The organism is Sphingomonas sp. BL-S-25, assembly GCF_055521555.1.
In genome coordinates, this window is sequence record NZ_CM145486.1 from 1,591,348 (window position 1) to 1,614,219 (window position 22,872).

General features: G+C 66.7%; 17 protein-coding genes. 9 read left to right on the top strand and 8 right to left on the bottom strand.

Annotated elements, in window-relative coordinates:
* Positions 1 to 7 precede the first annotated feature (7 nt).
* Genes ACZ1H8_RS07695 through ACZ1H8_RS07710 form a run of 4 tightly spaced genes read right to left on the bottom strand, consistent with a single transcriptional unit; the run spans position 8 to position 3,787 of the window.
* On the bottom strand, positions 8 to 388 hold the full coding sequence (locus tag ACZ1H8_RS07695; protein ID WP_110152059.1) for a c-type cytochrome: 381 nt from the start codon (positions 386 to 388) through the stop codon (positions 8 to 10).
* Positions 385 to 1,530 (bottom strand): Gfo/Idh/MocA family protein, encoded by a 1,146-nt coding sequence (locus tag ACZ1H8_RS07700; RefSeq protein ID WP_465180743.1) that lies wholly within the window; start codon positions 1,528 to 1,530, stop codon positions 385 to 387. The genes ACZ1H8_RS07695 and ACZ1H8_RS07700 overlap by 4 nt, the downstream gene beginning before the upstream one ends.
* Positions 1,527 to 2,597 (bottom strand): sugar phosphate isomerase/epimerase family protein, encoded by a 1,071-nt coding sequence (locus ACZ1H8_RS07705; protein ID WP_465180744.1) that lies wholly within the window; start codon positions 2,595 to 2,597, stop codon positions 1,527 to 1,529. The genes ACZ1H8_RS07700 and ACZ1H8_RS07705 overlap by 4 nt, the downstream gene beginning before the upstream one ends.
* Entirely contained in the window at positions 2,594 to 3,787 is a 1,194-nt protein-coding gene (locus ACZ1H8_RS07710; RefSeq protein WP_465180745.1) for an MFS transporter, read from the bottom strand. Before ACZ1H8_RS07710 ends, ACZ1H8_RS07705 begins: the two co-directional genes overlap by 4 nt.
* Before the next feature lie 176 nt (positions 3,788 to 3,963).
* On the opposite strand from ACZ1H8_RS07710, the gene ACZ1H8_RS07715 reads away from it, so the two are divergent.
* On the top strand, positions 3,964 to 4,971 hold the full coding sequence (locus ACZ1H8_RS07715; RefSeq protein ID WP_110152056.1) for a LacI family DNA-binding transcriptional regulator: 1,008 nt from the start codon (positions 3,964 to 3,966) through the stop codon (positions 4,969 to 4,971).
* Between the two features lie 6 nt (positions 4,972 to 4,977).
* Here ACZ1H8_RS07715 and ACZ1H8_RS07720 read toward each other — a convergent pair whose 3' ends face one another.
* A complete protein-coding gene (locus tag ACZ1H8_RS07720; RefSeq protein ID WP_465180746.1) occupies positions 4,978 to 5,916 on the bottom strand; it encodes a 3-keto-disaccharide hydrolase in 939 nt (312 codons plus the stop codon).
* A gap of 418 nt (positions 5,917 to 6,334) precedes the next feature.
* Between ACZ1H8_RS07720 and ACZ1H8_RS07725 the strand changes: the two genes are divergently transcribed.
* The 6 genes from ACZ1H8_RS07725 to ACZ1H8_RS07750 all read left to right on the top strand — a co-directional run bounded on the left by ACZ1H8_RS07725 (position 6,335) and on the right by ACZ1H8_RS07750 (position 16,590).
* Complete coding sequence (locus ACZ1H8_RS07725; protein WP_465180747.1) at positions 6,335 to 9,082, top strand: TonB-dependent receptor; 2,748 nt, start codon at positions 6,335 to 6,337, stop codon at positions 9,080 to 9,082.
* An 83-nt stretch (positions 9,083 to 9,165) separates the two neighbouring features.
* Complete coding sequence (phoA, locus tag ACZ1H8_RS07730; protein WP_465180748.1) at positions 9,166 to 10,575, top strand: alkaline phosphatase; 1,410 nt, start codon at positions 9,166 to 9,168, stop codon at positions 10,573 to 10,575.
* Positions 10,576 to 10,706: 131 nt separating this feature from the next.
* Positions 10,707 to 13,070: a TonB-dependent receptor gene (locus ACZ1H8_RS07735; protein ID WP_465180749.1), complete on the top strand. Its 2,364-nt coding sequence runs from the start codon at positions 10,707 to 10,709 to the stop codon at positions 13,068 to 13,070.
* Positions 13,071 to 13,084: 14 nt separating this feature from the next.
* Entirely contained in the window at positions 13,085 to 14,713 is a 1,629-nt protein-coding gene (locus ACZ1H8_RS07740; protein ID WP_465180750.1) for an alkaline phosphatase D family protein, read from the top strand.
* Positions 14,714 to 14,814: 101 nt separating this feature from the next.
* A complete protein-coding gene (locus ACZ1H8_RS07745) occupies positions 14,815 to 15,714 on the top strand; it encodes a hypothetical protein (protein ID WP_465180751.1) in 900 nt (299 codons plus the stop codon).
* A complete protein-coding gene (locus ACZ1H8_RS07750; protein WP_465180752.1) occupies positions 15,715 to 16,590 on the top strand; it encodes a sulfotransferase domain-containing protein in 876 nt (291 codons plus the stop codon).
* Positions 16,591 to 16,607: 17 nt separating this feature from the next.
* Here ACZ1H8_RS07750 and ACZ1H8_RS07755 read toward each other — a convergent pair whose 3' ends face one another.
* Together ACZ1H8_RS07755 and ACZ1H8_RS07760 are read right to left on the bottom strand one after the other, a co-directional pair.
* The gene (locus tag ACZ1H8_RS07755) at positions 16,608 to 18,050 is read right to left on the bottom strand and encodes an alginate export family protein (RefSeq protein WP_465180753.1); all 1,443 of its coding nucleotides are present in this window, start codon (positions 18,048 to 18,050) and stop codon (positions 16,608 to 16,610) included.
* Positions 18,051 to 18,060: 10 nt separating this feature from the next.
* On the bottom strand, positions 18,061 to 19,413 hold the full coding sequence (locus ACZ1H8_RS07760) for a dicarboxylate/amino acid:cation symporter (RefSeq protein ID WP_465180754.1): 1,353 nt from the start codon (positions 19,411 to 19,413) through the stop codon (positions 18,061 to 18,063).
* A 230-nt stretch (positions 19,414 to 19,643) separates the two neighbouring features.
* Here ACZ1H8_RS07760 and ACZ1H8_RS07765 point away from each other — a divergent pair, with 230 nt between their 5' ends.
* Both ACZ1H8_RS07765 and ACZ1H8_RS07770 read left to right on the top strand, forming a co-directional pair.
* The gene (locus ACZ1H8_RS07765; RefSeq protein ID WP_465180755.1) at positions 19,644 to 21,323 is read left to right on the top strand and encodes a sensor histidine kinase; all 1,680 of its coding nucleotides are present in this window, start codon (positions 19,644 to 19,646) and stop codon (positions 21,321 to 21,323) included.
* Positions 21,320 to 22,606, top strand: a complete 1,287-nt coding sequence (locus ACZ1H8_RS07770; protein ID WP_465180756.1) for a sigma-54-dependent transcriptional regulator — start codon at positions 21,320 to 21,322, stop codon at positions 22,604 to 22,606. Before ACZ1H8_RS07765 ends, ACZ1H8_RS07770 begins: the two co-directional genes overlap by 4 nt.
* A 67-nt stretch (positions 22,607 to 22,673) precedes the next feature.
* Here ACZ1H8_RS07770 and ACZ1H8_RS07775 read toward each other — a convergent pair whose 3' ends face one another.
* Complete coding sequence (locus tag ACZ1H8_RS07775; protein WP_465180757.1) at positions 22,674 to 22,853, bottom strand: hypothetical protein; 180 nt, start codon at positions 22,851 to 22,853, stop codon at positions 22,674 to 22,676.
* Positions 22,854 to 22,872: the final 19 nt, after the last annotated feature.

A 22,872-nucleotide genomic window follows, 5' to 3' on the forward strand; every position in this document is an offset into this window, starting at 1 on the left:
TGCGCCGTCATTTGCCGGCTTCCGCCTTGAGATAGGCGATGATCGCGGCGCGCTTCGCCGGATCTGCCATGCCGATCGGCATCTTGGTGCCGGGCACCTTCTTGGTCGGGGCCGCCAGGAACTGGTTCAGCGTCGCCTCGTCCCAGCGCAGCTTCGAATTCTTGAGCGCGGGCGAATAGTTGAAGCCGGGCACCGATGCCGCCTGCCGGCCAACCACGCCGTTCAGGTTCGGCCCCACGCCGTTGCGGCCGCCCTTCTGGACGGTGTGGCACGCCTTGCACGCGGCAAAGGCGGGCGGCGGGGCGGTCTGGGCGACGGTCGGCGCGGCGGACAAGGCGAGCACCGTCGTCCCGACCGTTCCGACCACCAGACATGCGATAAGCTTCATGACTCTACTCCGGTTACAACTGGGGTCCATTTGCGATCGGCCGCCGAATTCGCGACCATCGCCTCGACGAAGTCCATCGTGCGCAGCCCGTCGGCAACGCCGGGGAACCACGCGCCATCCTCTTCGCGGATCGCAGCTGCAAAGCCGCGATACAGGTTGGCGAATGCCTCGACATAGCCCTCGGGATGGCCCGCCGGAGTGCGCAGCAGGCGGGTCGTGCCCTGCTGCAGCCCGGGGCCGCCGGCGCGAACGATCTCGGCCGGGCGATCGAGCCAGCGCAACGTCAGCGTGTTGGGCTCCATCTGCGACCATTCAAGGCCACCGAGTTCGCCGTGCACGCGAAGCTTCAGGCCGTTCTCCTCACCCGCCGCGACCTGGCTGGCCTTCAGCGTGCCGCGCGCGCCGCCCTCGAAGCGGAGCAGCGCGCTGACATCGTCGTCGAGCCGGCGACCGGGGACATGGATGGTCAGGTCGGCCGACAGCGCCTCGGCCCGCAGGCCCGAGACATGCTCGGCGAGATGGAATGCGTGCGTGCCGATATCGCCAAGACAGCCGCCGAGTCCGGCGCGCGCCGGATCGGTGCGCCATTCGGCCTGCTTGTTGCCCTCGGTATCGATCGACCGGCTGAGCCAGCCCTGGAGATATTCGACCTGGACGAGGCGGATTGCGCCGAAATCACCGCGCGCGACGCGGGCCCGCGCCTCCTCCACCAGCGGATAGCCGCTATAGGTGAAGGCGAGGCCGAAATGCTTGCCGCTTGCCTCGGCAGCCTCGGCGATAGCGCGCGCCTCGGCGCTGCTGATCGCCATCGGCTTTTCGCAGAAGACGTGGAAGCCGGCACGCAGCGCGGCGATCGCCATCGGCGCGTGGAGATGGTTGGGCGTGACGATCGCGACCGCATCGATCCGATCGCCGGCCGGCCGCGCAGCCTCTTCGGCAAGCATCGCGTCGAAGCTGGCATAGACTCGCCCGGCATCGAGGCCGAGACGGTCGCCGGTGCGCGAATTCTTGCCGGCATCGGTGCTGAACGCACCGGCGACCAGCCGCCAGTCGCCGTCGAGCGCGGCCGCCATGCGGTGGACGGCGCCGATGAACGCGCCCTCCCCGCCGCCTGCCATGCCGAGCCGAAGCGCCGGGGTCATTCCGCCGGACCCTCGGGCGACAGGCCCATCAGCTTGCGGATCGCCGCCTTGTCGACGCCGCTGGCGGCGAAATCGTCGAACGCACGCTCGGTCACGCGGATGATGTGGTCGCGGATGAAGGGGGCGCCTTCACGCGCGCCGTCCTCGGCGCGCTTGAGCGCGCATTCCCACTCGATCACGGCCCAGCCCGAATAGCCATATTGGGCCAGCTTGCTGAAGATTCCGACGAAATCGACCTGGCCGTCACCGGTCGAGCGGAAGCGTCCCGCGCGGTTCACCCAGCTTTCATAGCCGCCATAGACGCCCGACCGGCCGGTCGGGTTGAACTCGGCATCCTTCACATGGAAGCACGAGATGCGGTCATGATAGCGATCGATGAAGTCGAGATAGTTGAGCTGCTGCAGCACATAATGCGACGGGTCGAACAGGATTCGCGCGCGCGGATGATTGTCGACCGCCGCCAGGAACCGCTCCCATGATGCGCCGTCATGAATGTCCTCGCCCGGATGGATCTCGAATGCGCAATCGACCCCCGAATCCTCGAACACGTCGAGGATCGGCGTCCAGCGCCGCGCCAGTTCGGCAAAGGCTTCCTCGACCAGGCCGGCGGGCCGCTGCGGCCAGGGATAGACATAGGGCCAGGCAAGCGCGCCGGAGAAGGTGGCATGCGCATTCAGGCCGAGATTGGCGCTGGCGCGGGCGGCCAGCTTGACCTGCTCGACCGCCCAGGCCTGGCGCTCGGCCGGCTTGCCGTGCAGCTCGGGCGGCGCGAAGCCGTCGAACAGCGTGTCATAGGCCGGGTGAACCGCGACCAGCTGACCCTGGAGATGCGTCGACAATTCGGTGGGCACGATCCCGAACTTGTCGAGCCGGCCGCGCAGATCGTCGCAATAATCCTTGCTCTCGGCCGCCTGCTTCACATCGATCAGCCGCGGGTCGCACGGGATCTGCACCCCGACATAGCCGAGACCCGCCGCCCATTCGGCGAGATGATCGAGCGTGTCGAATGGTGCGGTGTCGCCAAGGAACTGGGCCAGGAAGATGGCGGGGCCCTTCATCGCGGTCATGCGTCTGCCTTGCTGTTGTCGCGGAAGCTGAGCTGGAAGAGGATGGCGATCACCGCCGCCGCGATCGCGGGGTACCACCACATCTGCTGCCAGTCGGCGATGCCGGGGTTGGCCGGCAGCTGCGCGTAGAGATAGGCGCCGATCTGCGAGCCGAGCAGCATGCCGACGCCATAGGTGAAGAGGGTGAGCATGCCCTGTGCCTGGGCGTTCACGCCTTTGGGCGATGCGATCGTCCCGGTGTAGATCGCGCCGGCGACGAAGAAGAAGTCGTAGCAGATGCCGTGCAGCGCGACGCCGACATAGATCGCCCAGATCGAATCGCCGCCATCGCCGATCGCGAACAGCGCGTAGCGCACCGCCCAGGCGACCATGCCGACCAGCAGCAGCGGCTTCACGCCGAAGCGGCGATACAGCCAGGGCATGGAGAACATGAAGGCGAGCTCGGACATCTGGCCGATCGACATGGTGCCGCCGACATTCTCGATCCCCGCCGTGCCGATATAGGCGGAGGCATAGGCATAATACATCGCCAGCGGGATCGAGATCAGCGTCGCACAGGTGATGAAGATCAGGAACGAGCGGTTGCGCATCAGGCCGAACGCCTCGACGCACAGCACCTGGCGCAGCACGCTTTCATCGCGCGGCGCGTCGGGTTCGACATTGGGCAGGGTGAAGCTGTACAGGCCCAGCGCGACCGAGACGACCGCGGCGATGGTGAAGATCTTCGGGCTGGCGGACAGGCCTGCCCAGCCGATGATCAGGCCCGCCGCGATCCAGCCGAGCGTGCCGAAGGCGCGCACGAACGGGAAGCGATCGACCCGTTCGCCGAAGCTCTTGAGCGCAATGGTGTTCGCGAGGCCCACGGTCGGCATGTAGAGGATCATGTAGCCGAGCAGGACCCATACGAAGGTCGACCCCCGCTCGGGCGTGACCATCGCCGGCAGGGCGAACAGGATCGCGCCGCCGACCAGGTGGAGGATCACCATCAGCATCTTGGGGCTGAGATAGCGCGCCGCCGCCATGCCGAGCAGGAAGGACCCGACGATCGAGGCGATCGGCCCGACCGAAAAGGCGTTGCCGATCAGGCTGCCGATGCCGACCGTCTGCATGACCAGGCCCAGGGTGACGTTCCACGCCCCCCAGACGAAGAATTGCATGAACATCAACGCGCTGAGGCGTCCCGTGAGCATTCCCGTTGCCGGGCGCGCGGATCCCGCGATTGCCCCTTCCATAGCGACCATGCGCTGATCCTCCCCGACTGCGGATTCCCGCCCTGCAGTCCCAAGCCTATGCAGACCGCAGCACGATGTAAAGGATTACATTCACGCCTATCGACACGCCCCCTTGCACAGGACATGAAGCGATCATGGCGACCACGATCATCGAAGTTGCGGCAGAAGCGGGCGTATCCACCGCAACCGTCTCCCGCGTGCTGAGCCAGCCCGAGCGCGTTGCAGAGACGACGCGGCTGCGAGTGCTGCAGGTGGTCGACGCGCTGGGCTACCAGCCCAATGTCGCGGCGCGCAGCCTCAGAACGCTGCGCGCGGCGAAGATCCTGCTGACCGTTCCCGACATCTCGAACCCGTTCTTCGCGAGCGTGATCCGCGGCGCCGAGGAAGCGGCGCGCGACGCGGGCTATGCGGTCGTTGTGGGCGACACGCGACACGATCCCGATGTCGAGGACCAATATGCCGAGATGCTGTCGCGCCGCGAGGTCGACGGCCTGATCTTCCTCGGTCATCGCCTGCCCGACAGCCTGACGCCGCTCCTGGCGCGGCAGGGCAATGCCGCGCCGATCGTCAATGGCTGCGAATACAGCCCGGAGCTGGGCGTACCGAGCGTCCATATCGACAATGCCGCTGCCAGCAGTGACGCTGTCGAGCATCTGATCGCGCTGGACCACCGCGACATCGGCATCATCACCGGCCCGCCGATCAGCCCGATCAGCCGCGACCGCCTGTCCGGCGCGATGCGTGCGGCCGAGCGCCACGGACTGGCGGACCGGCTGCAGGTGCGTGTCGGCGACTATTCCGCCTGCTCGGCCTTCGTCCAGGCGAGCGAGTTGATCGAGCGCGGTGTGACCGCGATCTTCTGCTTCAGCGACGAGATGGCGCTGGGCGCGATCAGCGCGGCCAGCCAGGCGGGCCTGTCCTGTCCCGAGCAGATCTCGGTCGTCGGCTTCGACGATCTGCCCTTCGCGCCCTATTTCCACCCCGCGCTGACCAGCGTCGCCCAGCCCAAGGGGCTGATCGGACAACGCGCGGTCGAATTGCTGGTCGGCATCCTGCGCGGCGTCGACCAGCCCGACCGCCAGGTCACGCTGGAGCACAAGCTCGTCGTGCGCAGCAGCACCGGCCCCGCGCCGGTCCGCTGACCCCGTTCAGGGGCGGGCAACGGTGATGCGCGGCAGGCTGCGGATCGGCTCGACCGTGATCCGCCGGAACCAGGTCTCGGCCCCTTCGGACTGAAGCTGGATTCGGCCATGGGTCAGCGGCTGGCGGCTGCCGTCCGGCGCGATGACCGCCAGGCCGCGAACTTCTGCCACCGGCACGCCGTTCACGACATGCACCGCGCGGTCGCCCAGCACATAGAGGTCGAGCGTGTTCCACTCGCCGACCGGACGCTCGGCATCGCGCGCCGCCTCGACATTCCAGGTCGGGGTGCCGTTGACCATGTCGATCTCGCGCCCGCCCATGTGGAACCGCAGGTGCGGCGCGATCAGCGAGGGATCGGAGGTTACGGTGGTGCGGGCGCGAACGTCCTTGCCGACCGTCACGATCATGCCCGTCGATCCCTTCATGATCTCGAACTCGACCGACGGGCGCCAGGTGCCGAACACTTCGCCGGGCTTGCCGTGCGTGTGATAAAGCAGGCCGTTATTCTGCGGATCGGTCTTGCGCGGCGCCCAGGTCTTGTCGCCCCATTTGAACTCGAGCCGGAGGTGATAGTCGCGCAGGTCCGCAGTGTGGACCAGGCTGCCCCAGGTCTCTCCCTTGATCCAGATCGCCGGCTCGCCATCGATCGTGCGGACCGCGAAATCGCCGCTGGTGTCGCGCGAAATGCCGACCGGCGTCACGCCCGGATCGGCGCGATAGGTGACCGCCGGATCGGGATAGCCGAGCCACGGCTCCCAGTCCTTCAGGCTACGCCCATCGAACAGCGAGACTTTCTTGCCCGCGGCCGCGGGAATGTCGGTCAGCTTCAGTTCCTGCGCCGGCAGCGGCTCGCCGGCGATGGCGACGGCCTGCTCACGCGAGTCCTGCGCCAAGGCGGCAGTCGGCAATAAGGCTACGACTGCAATCGCTCGGATCATCTTCATCTTCTTCCCCTGAATGACCTTGCGAAAGCGGCGCGCCCGGCCCCGGCGCTGCTCGGTTCTGGCCGCCGCCCGGCGCGGAGGCAAGCGTTCGATGGTCGCATATCGCCGCCGTCTCGCCCCGGTCGGCGCGGGATCGCGGCGTCGCGGGATCGGGCGAGTTTATCGCCCTTCGTCACAACCACGTAACAACTCTTCCCCACCGGGCACCGCGAGCCGGGTGGAGGCGCAATTCGACGATCGCTGACGCGATCGCACGTCCGGCCATGGGAGATAAGGGGCGTCGAATCCGCTGAGGGTTCGGCTGCCGACATGTCGCAAGCTCGAACGAGCATCGCCACCCGGACTCATCCGAGTCCGGGAACGCCGGTGCTTGCCCTGATGCGAGCGACGATCGTCGAGGAATCAAAAGGGGATGATTATGCACCGCAAGTTCAGCCGTACCGCACGCGCCACGCATCTTCTGATGGGGGTCGCGATCGCCGCACTCACTGCCACCGCGGCGTCCGCGCAGACCGCACCGGTCGAGGAGACCGCAGCCGAGGACGCGGGGGAAGAGATCGTCGTCTCGGGCTATCGCCGCAGCCTCGAAGAGGCGATCGACATGAAGCGCAACACGATCGGATTCTCGGATTCGATCGTCGCCACCGACATCGCCGATTTCCCCGAGCAGAATCTGTCGGAAGCGCTGCAGCGCGTGCCCGGCGTGACGATCGAGCGCGACAAGGGCCTGGGCACCCGCGTCAATGTCCGCGGCCTGCCGAGCGAATTCACCTTCGTGTCGATCAACAAGCTGGCGACGGCATCCGGATCGGGTGGCCGCGACGTCGAATTCGACATCTTCGCGTCGGAGCTCATCCAGTCAGTCACCGTCCAGAAGTCGCCCACCGCCGCCGACGAGGAAGGCGGCATCGCCGGCTCCGTCTCGATCCGCACGGCGCGTCCGTTCGATGCGCCCGGCCTTCGCCTGATCGGCAGTGCCGAGGGTGCGTACAACTCGATCTCTGAAAAGGTCGATCCGAACTTCTCGTTCCTGGCGAGCAACACCTTCGGCGATTTCGGCGTGCTGGTGTCCGTCGCCAAGCAGCAGCGCAGCAACCGTACCGATTCGAATTCGGGCATCAACTTCCGGCCGATTTCGCGCTGGACCGACCGCGCCGGCACCAACCGCAACCAGGCGATCGCGGTGCTCCAGCGCGACGCCGGCATCACCTTCACCGACGCGATGAAGAACCAGATCGTGTTCCTCGATAAGGTCGGCGACCGGGTCTATCAGAACGACCAGGACCGGCTGGGGCTGTCGGGATCGATTCAGTACAAGCCGAGCAACAATTTCAGCCTCGCGTTCGACGCGTTCCTCGGATCCTATGACACGGTCGAGGACGAATATGACGCCGCCGGCTATTCGGCCTCGAGCAATTCGACGCTGGAACGGATCCACGAGTTCGATGCGACGACGCTGTCGAGCGCCGGCATCGTGGTGCTGCGCGACGTGTCCTACACCAACACCCAGCATGAATTCCTGAGCAAGGAATATCTCAACGAGACCGACTATCGCCAGTTCGGCGGCGAGATGAACTGGGAAACCGGCAACTGGAAGCTCAATGTGCTGGGCGGCTATTCGGGCGCGCGCAAGACGCTCGACAACGCCAATCTGAAGCATGTCGCCTATGCCCCGTCGCGCACCCGCTATACCGAGACGGGCGGCGAGACGATCCCGAGCGACAATCCGCGCACGATCGACATGTACAATGCGCCGGGCGCCTATCGCTTCGAGGCGTATGAGACCACGCGCGAGCAGATCAGGGACGACAAATATGCCGCGCAGATCGACCTGAGCTATCAGTTCGAAACGCCGGTGCTGAAGCGGTTCAACATCGGCGCGCGCTTCACCGACAAGACCAACGAGCGCGAATATGGCGAGGAGAAGATCCAGGGCCCGACGCGCGGCAGCACCGCCTATGTCAATGTCCGCACCCTGGCCGACAGCCCGCTGACCAACGTCACCGACATCGTCGGCGGCAAGGCCTATCAGGCGCGCAACCTGTCCTGGGCGCAGATCTCGAACGACTATGCGCGCGACTTCTTCCGTCCCGACGGGTTCGTCACGCCGTTCAACGACGGTCAATATTACCGGGTCAAGGAAGAGACGATCGCCGGCTATGCGATGCTCGACCTGGAGTTCGACGTGTCGTTCCCGATCTACGTCAACCTGGGCGGCCGCTATGTCCGCACCAAGGTGCGTTCGGAGGGCTTTCACCAGGTCCAGAATCCGGACGGCACGACCGGCTATACCGACGCGCCGATCGCCAGCGAGGGAAGCTACGAGAAGTTCCTGCCGTCATTTAACGCCCATGCCGAGCTGACCGACAGCCTGATCCTGCGCGCCGCGGCGTCGCAGACGCTGATCCGTCCCGCGCTGACCGACCTGGCCTATAAGCGTACCGCGAGCTGGAACGACTTCCGCTTCACCGACGGCAACCCCAACCTCAAGCCCACCTATGCCGATCAGTGGGAAGTCGGCGTCGAGAAATATCTGGGTGGTCGCGGTATCCTGGCGGCGTCCTATTTCTGGAAGAAGATCAAGGGCGTGGTCCAGAACCAGCTGACTGGCGTCGTGCCCAATGTGACCAAATATAATGCCAATGGCACGATCGACGGCGTCTACGACTTCGACGTGTATCAGCCCGTCAACGCCGAGGGCTCCTACACGGTCAGCGGCGTCGAGCTGAACGCGGTGCTGCCGTTCAGCATGATCGCGGGCTGGCTGGACGGGTTCGGCGTCAACGCCAACGTCACCTTCCTCGACAGCTCGCTGACCGGCCAGTCGGACCTCGACATTCCGACCTCGCCGATCGGCCTGTCCGACAACACCTATAATGCGACCTTGTTCTACGAGAAGGGGCCGCTGTCGCTGCGCGTCTCGTACAACCGCAAGGGTGCCTATGTGGAGCGGATCGAGCGCAACATGTATCCGGTCTATCGCGACGCCTATGGCCAGTTCGACATCGCCGCCAGCTATCAGTTGACGCGCAATTTCCGCGTCGAGCTGCAGGGCATCAATGTCGGCAATGAAAAGACCACCGGCTACACGATGGATCCCGCCTTCCCGACCACCTACGAATTCTCGGGAAGCCGGATCAGCCTGGGCGTGCGCGCCCAGTTCTGACCCGCACTGCCAAGGGTCGGTCCCGTTGCTCCGTGACGGGACCGACCGGACCTGCACAGACTTCGCCCCTGCCGAAGAGAGACATGATGATCGCTCGCGCCCTGCTCGCCGCCCCGCTGTTCCTGCTCGCCCCATCGGCGCTCGCGCAGGAAAACGCCCCCGACCTGTCCCGCGCGGCGCGCGGCGACATCCGCGAGCCGGGCGGTGCCCGGCGAGTCGGCGGCGACATGCGCGAGACCTATCGTCAGCTGTCGCGCGAGGGGGAGGTGCGCAACGTCATCCTGCTGATCGGCGACGGCATGGGCGACTCGGAGATCACCATCGCCCGCAACTATGCCGAGGGCGCGGGCGGCTATTTCAAGGGCATCGATGCCCTGCCGTTCAGCGGCCACTACACCCATTATTCGCTCGACCGCGAGACGGGGAAGCCGAACTATGTCACCGACAGCTCCGCCTCGGCGACTGCCTGGGCGTCGGGCGTGAAGACCTATAACGGCGCGATCGGCGTCGATGTCCGCGGCAAGCCGCAGCCCACGCTGAGCGAGCGCGCAAAGGCAGCGGGCCTGGCGACCGGCAACGTCTCCACCGCGGCGATCCAGGATGCGACGCCGGGCGCGCTGCTGGCGCATGTCACCCAGCGCAAATGCTATGGCCCCGTCGAGACCAGCAAGACCTGCCCGAGCAATGCGCTTGAAAATGGCGGTGCCGGATCGATCACCGAACAATTGCTCGACACCCGCGCTGACCTGGTCCTGGGCGGCGGCAGCGCAAGTTTTGCCGAGACCGCGAAAGCGGGCAGGTACAAGGGTCGTCCGCTGTTCGATCAGGCAGCGGCGCGTGGCTTCCGGATCGTCCGCAATGCCGCGGAGCTTGCAGCCGTCACCCGCGCGGACGATCGCCAGCCGCTGATCGGGCTGTTCGCCGACGAGCATATGCCGGTCCGCTGGACGGGGCCGCGGGCCAGCCATCACGGCAATCTCGACCAGCCCCCGATCAGCTGCGCACCCAACGCCGCCCGCACCGCGGACGTGCCGACGCTGGCCGCCATGACCGGCAAGGCGATCGAATTGCTGAAGGACCGGCCCAACGGCTTCTTCCTCCAGGTCGAGGGTGCGTCGATCGACAAGCAGGATCACGCCGCCAATCCGTGCGGCCAGATCGGCGAGACCGTCGACCTCGACGAAGCGGTCCAGGTCGCGCTGGAGTTCGCCCGAAAGGACGGCCACACTTTGGTGATCGTCACCGCCGACCATGCGCATAGCAGTCAGATCGTCGGCAACGGCACGAGGGCGCCTGGCTTGACCGCCGCGGTCACCACGCTGGAGGGTGGGCTGATGACGATCAGCTACGGCACCGCCGAAGAAGGATCGCAAGGCCATACCGGCACTCAGTTGCGCATCGCCGCCTTTGGTCCGCGCGCAGTGAATGTCAGCGGGCTGCTCGACCAGACCGACCTTCATTTCATCATCCGCGAGGCGCTGGCGCTCGACTGAGCGCCGCCCCGACGGGCGGATTGCCATCAAGTTGCAATGAAAAACGCGACCGCGTTATTTAATCGTAACAAAGCTGCCGCGAGCGCTTCACATCCCTGGTCCAGCAGCCCCCCACCAATCGGGGAGCAAAAATGAAAAACCGGATTCCGCTCGCGGCCCTGCTCGCGACCACTGCCTTCATCGCCACGCCCGCATTCGCGCAGAGCGCTGTGCAGGACCAGACCAGCGACGGCGAAGACAGCAGTGAGATCATCGTCACCGCGCAGAAGATCGAACAGCGCGCCGTCGACGTGCCGATCACCATCTCGGCGATCACCGGGGAGCGCATGGCGCAGATCGGCGTCAGCGACCTGGACGAGCTGTCCAACTATATCCCCGGCCTGAACATCCAGGAGCAGAGCGCCAACAATCCGGGCATCGTGATCCGCGGCATCACCTCGGATTCGGGTTCGGCCCAGCAGGGCCCGCGGGTCACCCTCTATTATAACGGCGTCGATATCTCGCGCTCGCGCGGCTCCTATCAGGCGATCTACGACCTGGAGCGCGTCGAGGTCATCAAGGGTCCGCAGGCGACCTTGTTCGGCACCGCATCGGCGGTCGGCGCGATCAGCATGACCTCCGCCCGCCCGCACCCCGGCTTCTCGGGCTCGCTGAGCGGCAGCTATGGCAATTACGATGCGACGACGCTGTCGGGCTTCGTCAACGCCGGATCCGAGACCCTCGCCGGACGCGTCGCCTTCGAGTGGAAGAAGCGCGACGGCTATGTCGAGAACCTCTCGCCGCGCCAGAAGAAGGACCTGTATTCGCAGGACCAGCTGGGTGTTCGCGCCTCGCTTCGCTTCACGCCCAGCGACGCACTGACCGTCGACCTGATCGGCACCTATGACCAGCAGCGCAATGGCGGCACGCCGTTCATCTCGCGCGCGCTGCCGACCGAGGACGGCCCGGGCAATCCTTTCGGCCGTGCCAATCTGGGCGGCTCGCCCTTGTCGAAGCAGGTGCTGGGCGACGACCAGCTGGGCCTGAACCGTGAAGTCTATGACCTCAACCTGACCGCCAGCTATCAGCTGGCACCGGGCCTGACCTTCACCACCGTCAACGGCTATCGCGAGTTCGACAGCCGCGAGGTGTTCGACGCCGACGGATCGGCCGCCTGGTGGCTGGAATTCGCCGAGATCGCCAAGGGCTGGCAGGCCAGCCATGAGGGCCGCTTCTCGTACAGCGATCCGAACTGGCGCGCCTCGTTCGGCTGGAACGTGTTCGTCGAGGACAATCTGCAGAACGTCCCCTTCTCGTCCGACGAGGGCATCTTCATCCAGTGCCTGACGCGCGCGATCCCCGCGCTGGGCTGCATCAGCCCGACCGGCGTGGTCACCGCCGCCCAGGCGCTGCCGACGCTGACCGGCGGTGCGGTGACGTCGATCCCCTACAGCTCGACCTTCGAGAACCAGGGCCGCAACGACAGCTATTCGGTGTTCGGCGACGCGACCTGGATCGCATCGCCTTCGCTGGAGATCACCGCGGGCGTCCGCGTGCTGATCGAGCAGCGCAAGTCGGGCTATCGTGCCGAGGTGCCGCGTCCAGTGCTGCCGGGCCTGCTGCCCGCGCCGCTGCGCGCGGCACTGCTGACCGGCCTGCCCAGCCTGGCGGTCTCGCTGGTCCCCGGCCAGTATGACACGGGCGGCCAGACCTATACCGCACAGCGCTCCTTCTCGGCGGTGCTGCCGCGCTTCAACATCCTGTATCGCCTGAGCGACAAGACCAATGTGTTCGCGACCATCTCCAAGGGCCGTCGTTCGCCGGTGTTCAATCTGGGTGCCGCGCTGCGCGGCGGGGTGACCGTGCCGAACCTCGCGATCGTCCCCGAGGAGCAGGTGTGGAATTACGAAGTCGGTCTGAAGGGCAGCGCCGGCCCGGTGTCGGGTTCGATCGGCGTGTACTATCAGAAATATGACGGCTTCCAGGTCAGCGCCCGCCAGCCCGACGGCACCTTCCGCGCCGAGAGCGCGGGCAGCGCCAGCAATCTGGGCGTCGAGGCCGAGCTGAACATCCGCGCCAGCAGCTGGCTCAACCTGTTCGGCAATGTCGGCTACATCGATGGCGGCGTCGACAAGAACGACCAGTTCGCCTCGACCTATTCGGGCGCGCGCTTCCGCCTTCAGCCCGAATGGCAGGGTGCGGCCGGCTTCACGATCGATGCGCCGCTCGGGGGCGGGATGCGCTTCTTCGCGACGCCGAGCGTGACCTATCGCAGCCGTATCTTCTTCGAACTGCCCAACAGCCTGGCACTGTCGCAGGGGCCGGTGACGCTGGTCAACGCCCGCGCCGGGGTCAGCTTCATGGAAGACCGGTTCGAGATCGCCGGATACATCCGCAACGCCACCAACGAGCGCTATCTGCTCGACGCCGGCAACACCGGCGGCAGCTTCGGCATCCCGACCTTCATTCCGGCCGAGCCGCGCTTCTACGGCGCCCAGCTCACCGCACGGTTCTGAGGGCGGCAGCGGAAATGACGATCAATCGACGCAGCGCGCTCGCGCTGCTCGGCAGCGGCGCGGCGCTCGGACTTGCGGGCGCCGTGCAGGCGGCGGCACCGACCGGACGCTTCATCCACGGCGTCGCCAGCGGCGATCCTGCCGCGGACGGCGCGGTCATCTGGACCCGGGTGACCGACGCCGGGGCCGGCGACATGCCGGTGACCTGGCAGGTGGCGACATCGCGCGACGGCAAGCCCGTCGCCAGCGGCAAGGCGACGGCACGCGCCGCCGCCGACCATACGGTCAAGGTCGAGCTGACCCGCCTGCGCCCCGGACAGGATTACTGGTACCGGTTCGCCATCGAAGGCGGCGAGACGTCGCCGACCGGGCGGTTCCGCACCCTGCCCACCGGTGCGGTCGACCAGCTCGTCCTGGCGGTGGCGTCGTGCCAGCTGTTTTCGGGCGGTCTGTTCAACGCCTATGCCGACATGGCGGCATTGCCGCAGCTGGACGCGGTGCTGCACCTGGGCGACTATATCTATGAATATGGCGCCGAGGGTTATGGCGCGGAGATCGGCAGCAAGCTGGGCCGGCTTCCCGATCCGCCGCACGAGATCGTCAGCCTGGCCGATTATCGCCGCCGCCATGCCCAGGTGAAGGCGGATGCCGACATGCAGGCGGCCCATGCCCGCGCCGCCTTCATCTGCGTATGGGACGATCACGAAGTCGCGAACGACGGCTGGATCGGCGGCGCTGAGAATCACGATCCCGCGACCGAAGGCGACTGGGGCGCGCGCAAGGCGGCGGCGATGCAGGCCTATTTCGAATGGATGCCGATCCGCGATCCGAAGCCCGGCCGGCCCTGGGAAGCGATCAACCGCAGCTTCGACTTCGGCAACCTCGCGACGCTGGCGATGGTCGAGACGCGGTTGCTCGCCCGGTCGAAACAGGCCGAGGTGAAGGGCGGCACGCCCGATCCCGCCGAATTCGCATCGATCATGGCCGAGCGCGCCCGTCCCGAGCGCGAGATGCTGGGTGCCGAGCAGCAACGCTGGCTCGAGGGGGTGCTGGCCAAGTCGGTCAAGGCAGGCAAGCCGTGGCAGTTGCTGGGCAATCAGGTGGTGATGGCGCGCGTCGCCGGCCCCGATCTGAGCAGCTATGCCGATCGCATCGCCCGCCTGCCCGAAATGTATCGCGGCCGGCTGGCCGCGGCGGTCGTCGGCTACAAGGCCGGCCTGCCGTTCAACCTCGATGCGTGGGACGGCTATCCGCCGGCGCGTGAGCGTCTCTACGCCGCCTTCCGCCGCGCGGGGACCAGGCCGATCGTGCTGGCCGGCGACAGCCACGCCGCCTGGGCGAACGACCTGTATGACGATGCCGGCACGCTGGTCGCGTCCGAGTTCGGCGCGACCGCGATCACCAGCCCGTCCTATGGCTCGCTGCTGCCGGGTCTCGGCAAGCCGCTGGCCGAGGCCAATCGCGAGGTCGCCTATTGCGACCAGGACGGCAAGGGCTACACGCTCGTCACGCTGACCCCGGGTCAGGCGACGGCGGAGTTCGTCACCGTCTCGACCATCTATGCCAAGCCGTTCACCCGGTCGGTCGCGGCACGCTACCGCGTCGCGCCGGGCAAGGCGCGCCGCCCGGTCGAACAGGCCTGAGGACTCCCCCTGGCGGCACTCACATGCCGTCAGGGACCTCGGACTAAGCGCCGCGACCAGGATTGCGCGGGCAGCCGAAGCATGACACCCGCAATCCCGTCATGGTCGAAGATTATTTCCTGTGCGGCTGGCGGGTCCGCAGCGCCCTGCCGCTTCCGGAGCTGATCCCCTGGCCTTCTGCCGACGAACGGCCGCCGGACATCGTCATCGAGGAAGGGGCCGTGCCGGAGACGCTGGAGCGATCGCTGACCCCGGGTCGCTACCTGATGGTCGATCCCGCGGGCACCGTCTTGCTGCGGATCGCCGACAGCCTGCGTTTTCTGATCCGAAACGGCGGCCGGGTGACGGTGGACCGCCTCGACCGTGAGGATGTGGACAGCTGGCGCCTGTTCTTCCTAGGCACCGTTCTGGGCACCCTGTGTCACCAGCAGGGTGTGTTCCCGTTGCACGCCGCGACCTTGCGCGTCGATGGCCGCACCCTTGCCATCGCCGGAGCGCCGGGGGCCGGCAAATCGACCTTGGCTCACGCCCTCAGCCGGCGCGGCCATCGGCTGGTTTCGGACGACGCCACGGTCATCTGCGAGACGGATAATCGCCTCGAGATCAGGCCGGCCTTTCCCCGTTTGAACCTGTGGGCCAGCACCCTGGATGCGGCCCGGATCAGCGTGACGGGGCTGCGGCGGCTGCGCCCGCAGATCGAGAAATATGACGTACCGCTGGAAGGAAGCTTCGACATCGCGCCCCTGCCGCTGGACGCCATCGTCATATTGGGCGAGGCGCCGGATCCGTCACTGACGACACTGATGCCGACAGCCGCCCTTCCTGCCGTTCAGGCCCATATCTGCCAGCGCCAGGTCGCCGCCGCGCTGGGCAGTCAGCGCCGGCTGTTCGCGGCCACGGCGCGCATCGTCTCGACGGTGCCCGTCTATCGCCTCCAGCGGCCCAAGCGCTTCGAGGATCTGGAAGAGGTCACAGCCTTAATCGAGCGGGAGATCGGTTGAATGGCGGCGCAAGGCGTCTATTGGCTGGCCTCCTACCCCAAGTCCGGCAACACCTGGCTGCGGCTCGCACTCGCCTGCCTGGGCAACGCAGGCCGCCTGCCGGATCTCGGGGAGCCCGACGAGCTTTGCCCCAACGCGGCCAGCCTGGAGTGGATGCAGGGCCTGCTCGATCTTCCGGTGGGTGACATGACGCCGGGAGAGCAGGCGCTGATGCGGACGGAAGCCTGCCGCCTGTACGGCGAGACCACCGACGGTCCCGCCTTCCTGAAGATCCACGATGCCTATGACGCCGCTTGGTTGGGATCGGTGCCGAGCGCCGGCACGGTCCTGATCGTGCGCGATCCGCGTGATGTCGCCCCGTCCTGGGCGGATCATCTGGGCATCACACTCGATGAAGCAATTGCGCTGATGGCCCGTCCCGATTTCGCGATCGGCCTTCCGGGGCGGCAGCAACAGCCTCACACGCTGCAGCGATTGGGAAGCTGGTCTGCGAACGTGCAATCCTGGCTCGACGACGCGCCGCGCCCGCTCCTCCTGTTGCGGTACGAGGATCTGCTGGCGCAGCCCGTCGCCTGCCATACGGCGCTTGCCCAATTCACCGGGCAAGCGATCGATGCCGACCTGATCCAAAGGACCGTGGCGGCCACGTCCTTCCAGAACCTGCAGGCAGCCGAAGCACGTTCGGGGTTCAAGGAGCGCGGGCGCAAGCAACGCACCTTCTTTCGCCAGGGTCGGGCCGGAGCGTGGCGGCAGGGCATCAGCACGGAGCAGGCGGACCACCTGTGGGCCGACCATCACGCGGTCATGTCGCGGCTCGGCTATGGTGTGGACGGCACCCTGTCCGACGTTCCGGATCATGTTTTGCCTGTCAGGTGACCCGGCGATGGGTTTCGTCAGAAGCGGAAGCTGAGCCAGCCCGCGATGAAATCCGAGTCCCTGTAGCCTGCCTTGGTCAGCGACGGGCCGGCCATCAGATGCTCGTACCGCCCGGTGAAGGACAGGCGCGGGGTGATCGTCCAGACGATCTGCGCGCGCGCCACATCGGTGATATGGGGATCGCGGACATTCTGGGTGCCAGCAAAGGGCTGGCCATTGGCGCGGTAGACCGCGTCATGAACATTGGCGCGCCACGCCCGCTGATATTCCAGGTTCAGCCGCACGCCCGATGTCGGGGTGACCGTGACCGTAGGCGCGAAGGCGATCAGGTTGCTGGGGGTCAGGAACAGGCCATAGCTGTAATAGATGTTGTTGCCGAACGGGGCATAGGCGTTGCGCAGGCTGCCGTCGCCATAGCCGCCCCCGCCGCTGGCATAATCGGCATGGAAGCCGATGCGCGGCGCCGTCTTGCCCGTTCCGACCCGCAGATTCTGTGAGAAGAATGCCTGCCAGGCGTCGATCCGCTGGTCCATGAACTGGCCCCATTGGTGATTGACCGACCAGTCGATCGCGACCGGGCCGGCTTCGCCCCAGATACGGGTGCCAAGATAATAGCGGGTGGCCGGGCCGATCCGTCCGCCCCAGGTGCCGACCTTGTTGCGGCGCCGCCAGAAGAAGGGATCGATGTAGAGGCTGCTGCCCGGCAGCCATTTCTTCGGCACGACGAAACCCAGGGTCACGCCGGAGAAGCGCCGTGCCGGATCGATGACGTCGTCGTCAGTGCCCAGGTCGCCATATTGGGTCGGCTTCAGGTCGAACGCGTCGATCCGCACCGTCTTGCCCCGCGCCCAAAGACGCAGGCCGTTCAGCGTGTAGCGGATGGTGTTGTTGTCGCGCTGCGACACCAGCAGATTGGGACCGTCGGTGAATTCCTGGCGCCCATAGCGCGCGCCGATCGTGACCCCGCCGACCTCGGCATTCGCCTCGGCGAACAGTTGCTGCACGGCGATGCGGTTGCGCAATGTCGCAGCCGGCGCGCCCAGCTCGGCGCCGCTGATACCGCCATGCGCCAGCTCGCCATAGACCCGTAAATGCGATCCGATGTGCAAGTCGGCGCCCGCCACCAGGCGAAAAATGTCCTGCCGCTGCGCGCGGGCACCGCGCAAATTGGGGTTGGTCGTGTGGTTGACGCGAAAGCGCGCCTCGCCAGACAGCGTCAGATAGGTATCCCCGTCCGCATCCAGCTTCACGCATTTCAGCCGGTCGATCGGATCGTCGGGCTTGGTCGGGTCGCACATCGCGCGCCAGTCCTCGGCCCAGCGCGAGAGGCTATAACCGCCGGTGGTGGCGCCGTCGCCGGCGGCGATAGCGGGATAACCGGCGGCTTCGTCGGTCTGGGCCATCGCCGGCGCGGCCAGGGAAAGCGCGCAGCCGGCGAGCAGGATGCGGTGGCGTGCCATCACCTGCCCCTTATTCGGCCGGAACCGCGGCGGCGGGGAGCTGGTCGACCCGCTTCGCCCGTCCGCTGAGCGCCTCTTCCAGAGCGGCACGGTCGAGCCGTCCTTCCCAGCGCGAGACCACCACGGTCGCGACGGCATTGCCGATGAAATTGGTCAGGCTGCGGCACTCGCTCATGAACCGGTCGACGCCCAGGATCAGCGCCATGCCCGCCACCGGCACGCTCGGCACGATCGACAGCGTCGCGGCGAGGGTGATGAACCCCGCTCCGGTGACGCCCGCCGCCCCCTTGGACGACAGCATCGCCACGCCGAGCAGCAGCAATTGCTGGCCCAGCGTCAGGTCCACCCCCGTCGCCTGGGCAATGAAGAGGGCCGCCAGCGTCATGTAGATGTTGGTGCCGTCGAGGTTGAAGGAATAGCCGGTGGGCACGACCAGCCCGACGATCGTCTTGGGACAGCCGGCACGCTCCATCTTCTCGATCAGCGACGGCAGCGCGCTTTCCGACGACGAGGTGCCGAGCACCAGCAGCAGCTCGGCCTTGAGATAGGCGATCAGGCGGAAGATCGAGAAGCCGGCCATCGCCGACACGGCGCCGAGCACCACCACGACGAACAGTGCCGAGGTGGCGTAGAAGGTGCCAACCAGCATGGCGAGGTTGGCGAGCGTCCCGACGCCATATTTGCCGACGGTGAACGCCATCGCGCCGAACGCACCGACCGGGGCTGCCTTCATCAGGATCGCAACGACCTTGAACATCGCCAGCGACACGTCCTCGAGCGCAGACACCAGCCGCTCGCCGCGATCGCCGATCAGCGCGAGACCGATCCCGAACAGGATCGCCACGAACAGCGTCTGAAGGATGTTGCCGCCGGTGATGGCGGACAGAAACGTGTCGGGAATGACACCGAGCAGGAAGCCGGTCAGCGTGCTCTCATGCGCCTTCGCGGCATAGTCGGCCACCTTGCCGGCATCGAGCGTGGCTGGATTGATGTTGAGCCCCGCGCCCGGCTGGACGACATTGGCGACGACCATGCCGACGACCAGCGCCAGGGTGGAGAAGAACAGGAAATAGCCGAACGCCTTGGCGGCGACCCGGCCCACCGCGGCCAGATCGCGCATGCCGGCGATGCCAGTGACGATCGTCAGGAAGATCACCGGGGCGATGATCATCTTGACCAGCTTGATGAACCCGTCGCCCACCGGCTTCAGCGCTTCCCCAGTCCCCGGCGCGTAATGGCCGACCAGAACGCCGGCGATGATCGCAAGCAGCACCTGAACATAGAGATGGGCGTACCAGCGTCGCGGCCTGGGCGGCGGTGCTGCATCCTCGAGGGAGGAAGGGGAATCGGCGGCGATGCGCATGGGTCGAAGTCCTCTCCTGTCGCCGCGATCGAGTGCCGACGGCCGTTGGATCGGATGACTCTGGCGGTGCTGTCGGTGCGCGCAAAATCCATTCTCTCACGTATAAAGCGGTGATCTTTGAATATGTTGCGGAATACTCGACCGACCGGATGTGCCGAAATCGGCACGAGACTGTCTGCCAATGTGCAACTTCTTGCACCTCGCATCGGGCTGGCCGATAGACTGGCGAGATGACGCGCGACTCGCTGACCAGCTGGCGGTTCTGGGCGCTTGCCGTCCTGATCGGGGCTTGCGCCGCGATCGCCGCTGGCTGGGTCAGCGGCAAGCGGACGCGCGAGACGCTGGCGGCGGGAGCGGCAACCAGCGCGCAGCTTCGCGCCGCGCTGCTCGACAGCGAGATCGCCCGGTTCCGGTTGCTGCCACTGGCACTGGCAGACGATCAGGACATCGCCGCGACGTTGGCGGGCGCGCCGAGCCGCACACTGGACATGAAGCTCGAGGCACTGGCCCGCACCACCGGCGCAGCGGTGATCTATCTGGTTGGACCCAATGGCCGCGCGGTCGCCGCAAGCAACTGGCGGTCGCCTCAAAGCTTTGTCGGTTCCGACTATCGGTTCCGCCGCTACTTCGCCGAAGCGTCGGCCAGGGGCGAAGCGAGCCAGTTCGCGCTGGGCACGGTCAGCCGCCATTCTGGCCTCTATCTGGCGCGGCGGACCCGGGCCGGCGGGGTCGTGGTGGTCAAGCTGGAATTCGACGCGATCGAGGCGGCATGGCGCCGCGCCGGCGGGGATACGGTCGTCAGCAACGCCAGCGGCCTAGTGCTGGTCGCGAGCAATCCCATATGGCGCTTTGCCATCACCCGGCCGGTACCGGACGAGACGCTGGCGGCGCTGCGCCGCGATGCGGGCATCGCTTCGGGCGCGCCGACACTGCTCCCCCCGCCCGGTAGCGATCTGGTCAAGGCAACTGTCCCGACCGGCCAGTCCGGCTGGCAATTGTCGTTCCGCCGCCCGGTCGGCACTGCGGTGCGCACGGCGCAGCGGGTCGCGGCGCTTGGCACGCTGATGGCGGTGCTGGCGCTGGCACTTGTCTTCTGGAGCCTGCGCCAGCGTGCGACCCTCACCCGGCGGCGGACCTCCGAGCTGGAAGCGGCGGTCGCCGAACGGACGGCCGAACTTCGCCGGGAGATTGAGGAACGTGCCGCGCTCGAGGCGCGCGCAGCCGAACTGCGCGAGGGCCTGCGCCAGGCGAACCGCCTGGCCACGCTGGGCCAGGTAACCGCCAGCGTCGCGCACGAGACCGCCCAACCGGTCGCGGCGATCCGCACCTATGCGGAGACCAGCGTGCAACTGCTCGAGGCCGGGGCTACGGACATGGTGCGCGACAATCTCGACGCGATCCGCCGCCTGAGCGACCGTATCGGCGCAGTCACCGCGCAGTTGCGCGGCTTTTCGCGCCGCCAGTCGGGTGAGATCCGCGCGCTGGCATTGACCGACGCGATCGACGGCGCGTTGCTGATCCTCAAGGACCAGCTTCGCCCGATTCGCCTCGACCGGGCGAAGATCGACGCAGGGCTCACGGTCATGGCGGGGCAGGTCCGGCTCGAACAGGTTTTCGTCAATTTGCTGCAGAATGCAGTCGAGGCGCTGGCCGGCCATACCGATCCGGGGATCGCGATCGAGGTCGATGCGGAGGAAGACCGGGTCCGCGTCCGGATCCGCGACAATGGGCCCGGTGTTTCGCCCGAGATCGCGGCGCGGCTGTTCACCCCCTTCGCGACCAGTCGCAGTGCGGGCCTGGGGCTCGGGCTGGTGATCGCCAGCGACATCATGAACGACCTGGGCGGCGCCCTGCGCTGGTTGCCGAGCGAAACCGGCGCCTGTTTCGAGCTGGAGTTGCGACGAGCATGAGCATCGCCGTTGCCCTGGTCGACGACGATGCGGATCTGCGCGCCGCGCTTTCGCAGATGCTGACCTTGGCCGGCCATAAGGTGCACCCGTTCGTCGATGGGCCTTCCGCGCTGCAGGGGATCGATCGCGACTTTCCCGGCGTCGTCGTCAGCGACGTGCGCATGCCGGGCATGTCGGGGGTCGAGCTGTTCGCCCGCCTGCGCAAGATTGACCCTGAGCTGCCTGTCATCCTGATGACCGGTCATGGCGACGTGCCGATGGCGGTCGATGCCATCAGGGCGGGCGCCTGGGACTTCCTCACCAAGCCCTTTCCGAGCGACGCCCTGAGCGCCGCGCTCCAGCGGGCCGGAATCGCACGCATGCTCGCGCTGGAGAATCGCCGGCTTCGCGCCGGGGCGGCGGAGGACGAAGGCGCACTGCTCGGGGAAGCTCCCGCAATCCGGCGGCTGCGCGAGATGATCCCCACTTTGGCCGAGACGGCGCTCGACCTGATCGTCGAGGGGGAGACCGGGACCGGCAAGGAACATTATGCGCGGCTGATCCATCGCGCAGGACGACGGGGGCGTCACCGGTTCCAGTTACTCGACTGCGCGGCGCTGCCTGCAGCGATGATCGAGCGCGATCTGTTCGCACGCGGCGGGCTAATCGCGCGCGCTGATCGCGGCACCCTGCTCCTCGACAACCTCCACTTGGCGCCGCCCGAGCTTCACCACCGGCTCGCGCAGTTCGCCGAGCAACGCGTAGTGGCGCTGGACCAACGCGACCCCGACCCGGTCGATGTGCGGATGATCGCCACCATCGGCGAGGGCGGCCGCGCGGCGCTGCCCCCGGCGCTCTACCACCGCCTTGCCGGCGTCGCGCTGCGGATGCCGCCGCTCGCCGAACGGCGCGAGGATATTCCGCTGCTGTTCACCCGCCTCGCGCTGCTTGCCGCCGAGCGCCACCGCCGCGACGTGGTCGCCCTGCCCGAGGCCGCCCATGCCGCCGCCCGCCGCGACTGGCCTGGCAATGTCCGCGAACTCGAGATGAGCGCCGAGCGCTTGGTCCTGGGGCTGGACGTGCCGATGGGCGCACCATCCCCATCCCCCTCGCAAAGCGTCTCGCTTCCCCAGCGCCTCGATGCGTTCGAGCGCGAAGCGATCCTCGACGCGATTACCACCGCGGAAGGCGAGATCAACGTCGCGATCGCGGCGCTCGGGCTGCCGCGAAAAACCTTCTACTATCGAGTGAAACGGCTCGGCATCGACCTGCGTGAAGCCCGAGGCAGACACACCGATAGATGAGTCGATGATCGGGATCCGCCACCTGGACCGGCCGGTCGCATTTTCGCGCGCCTTCCAATCGGCCCATTCAGGGCAAATCAATTGTGATGTGTGGCTTGGAAAATGGTGCCCAGAAGAGAACTGAATAAATGAAAGCATCGATTTGATTATCTTGTTCAAATAAAAAACGATGCATCCATTTATACCACAGAATGGCTCCTCTATTTTTTAGCCAATCCGTTTCGAGTCCCCTCGGAACCTCTTCCATCTATCGTATCCGACATTAG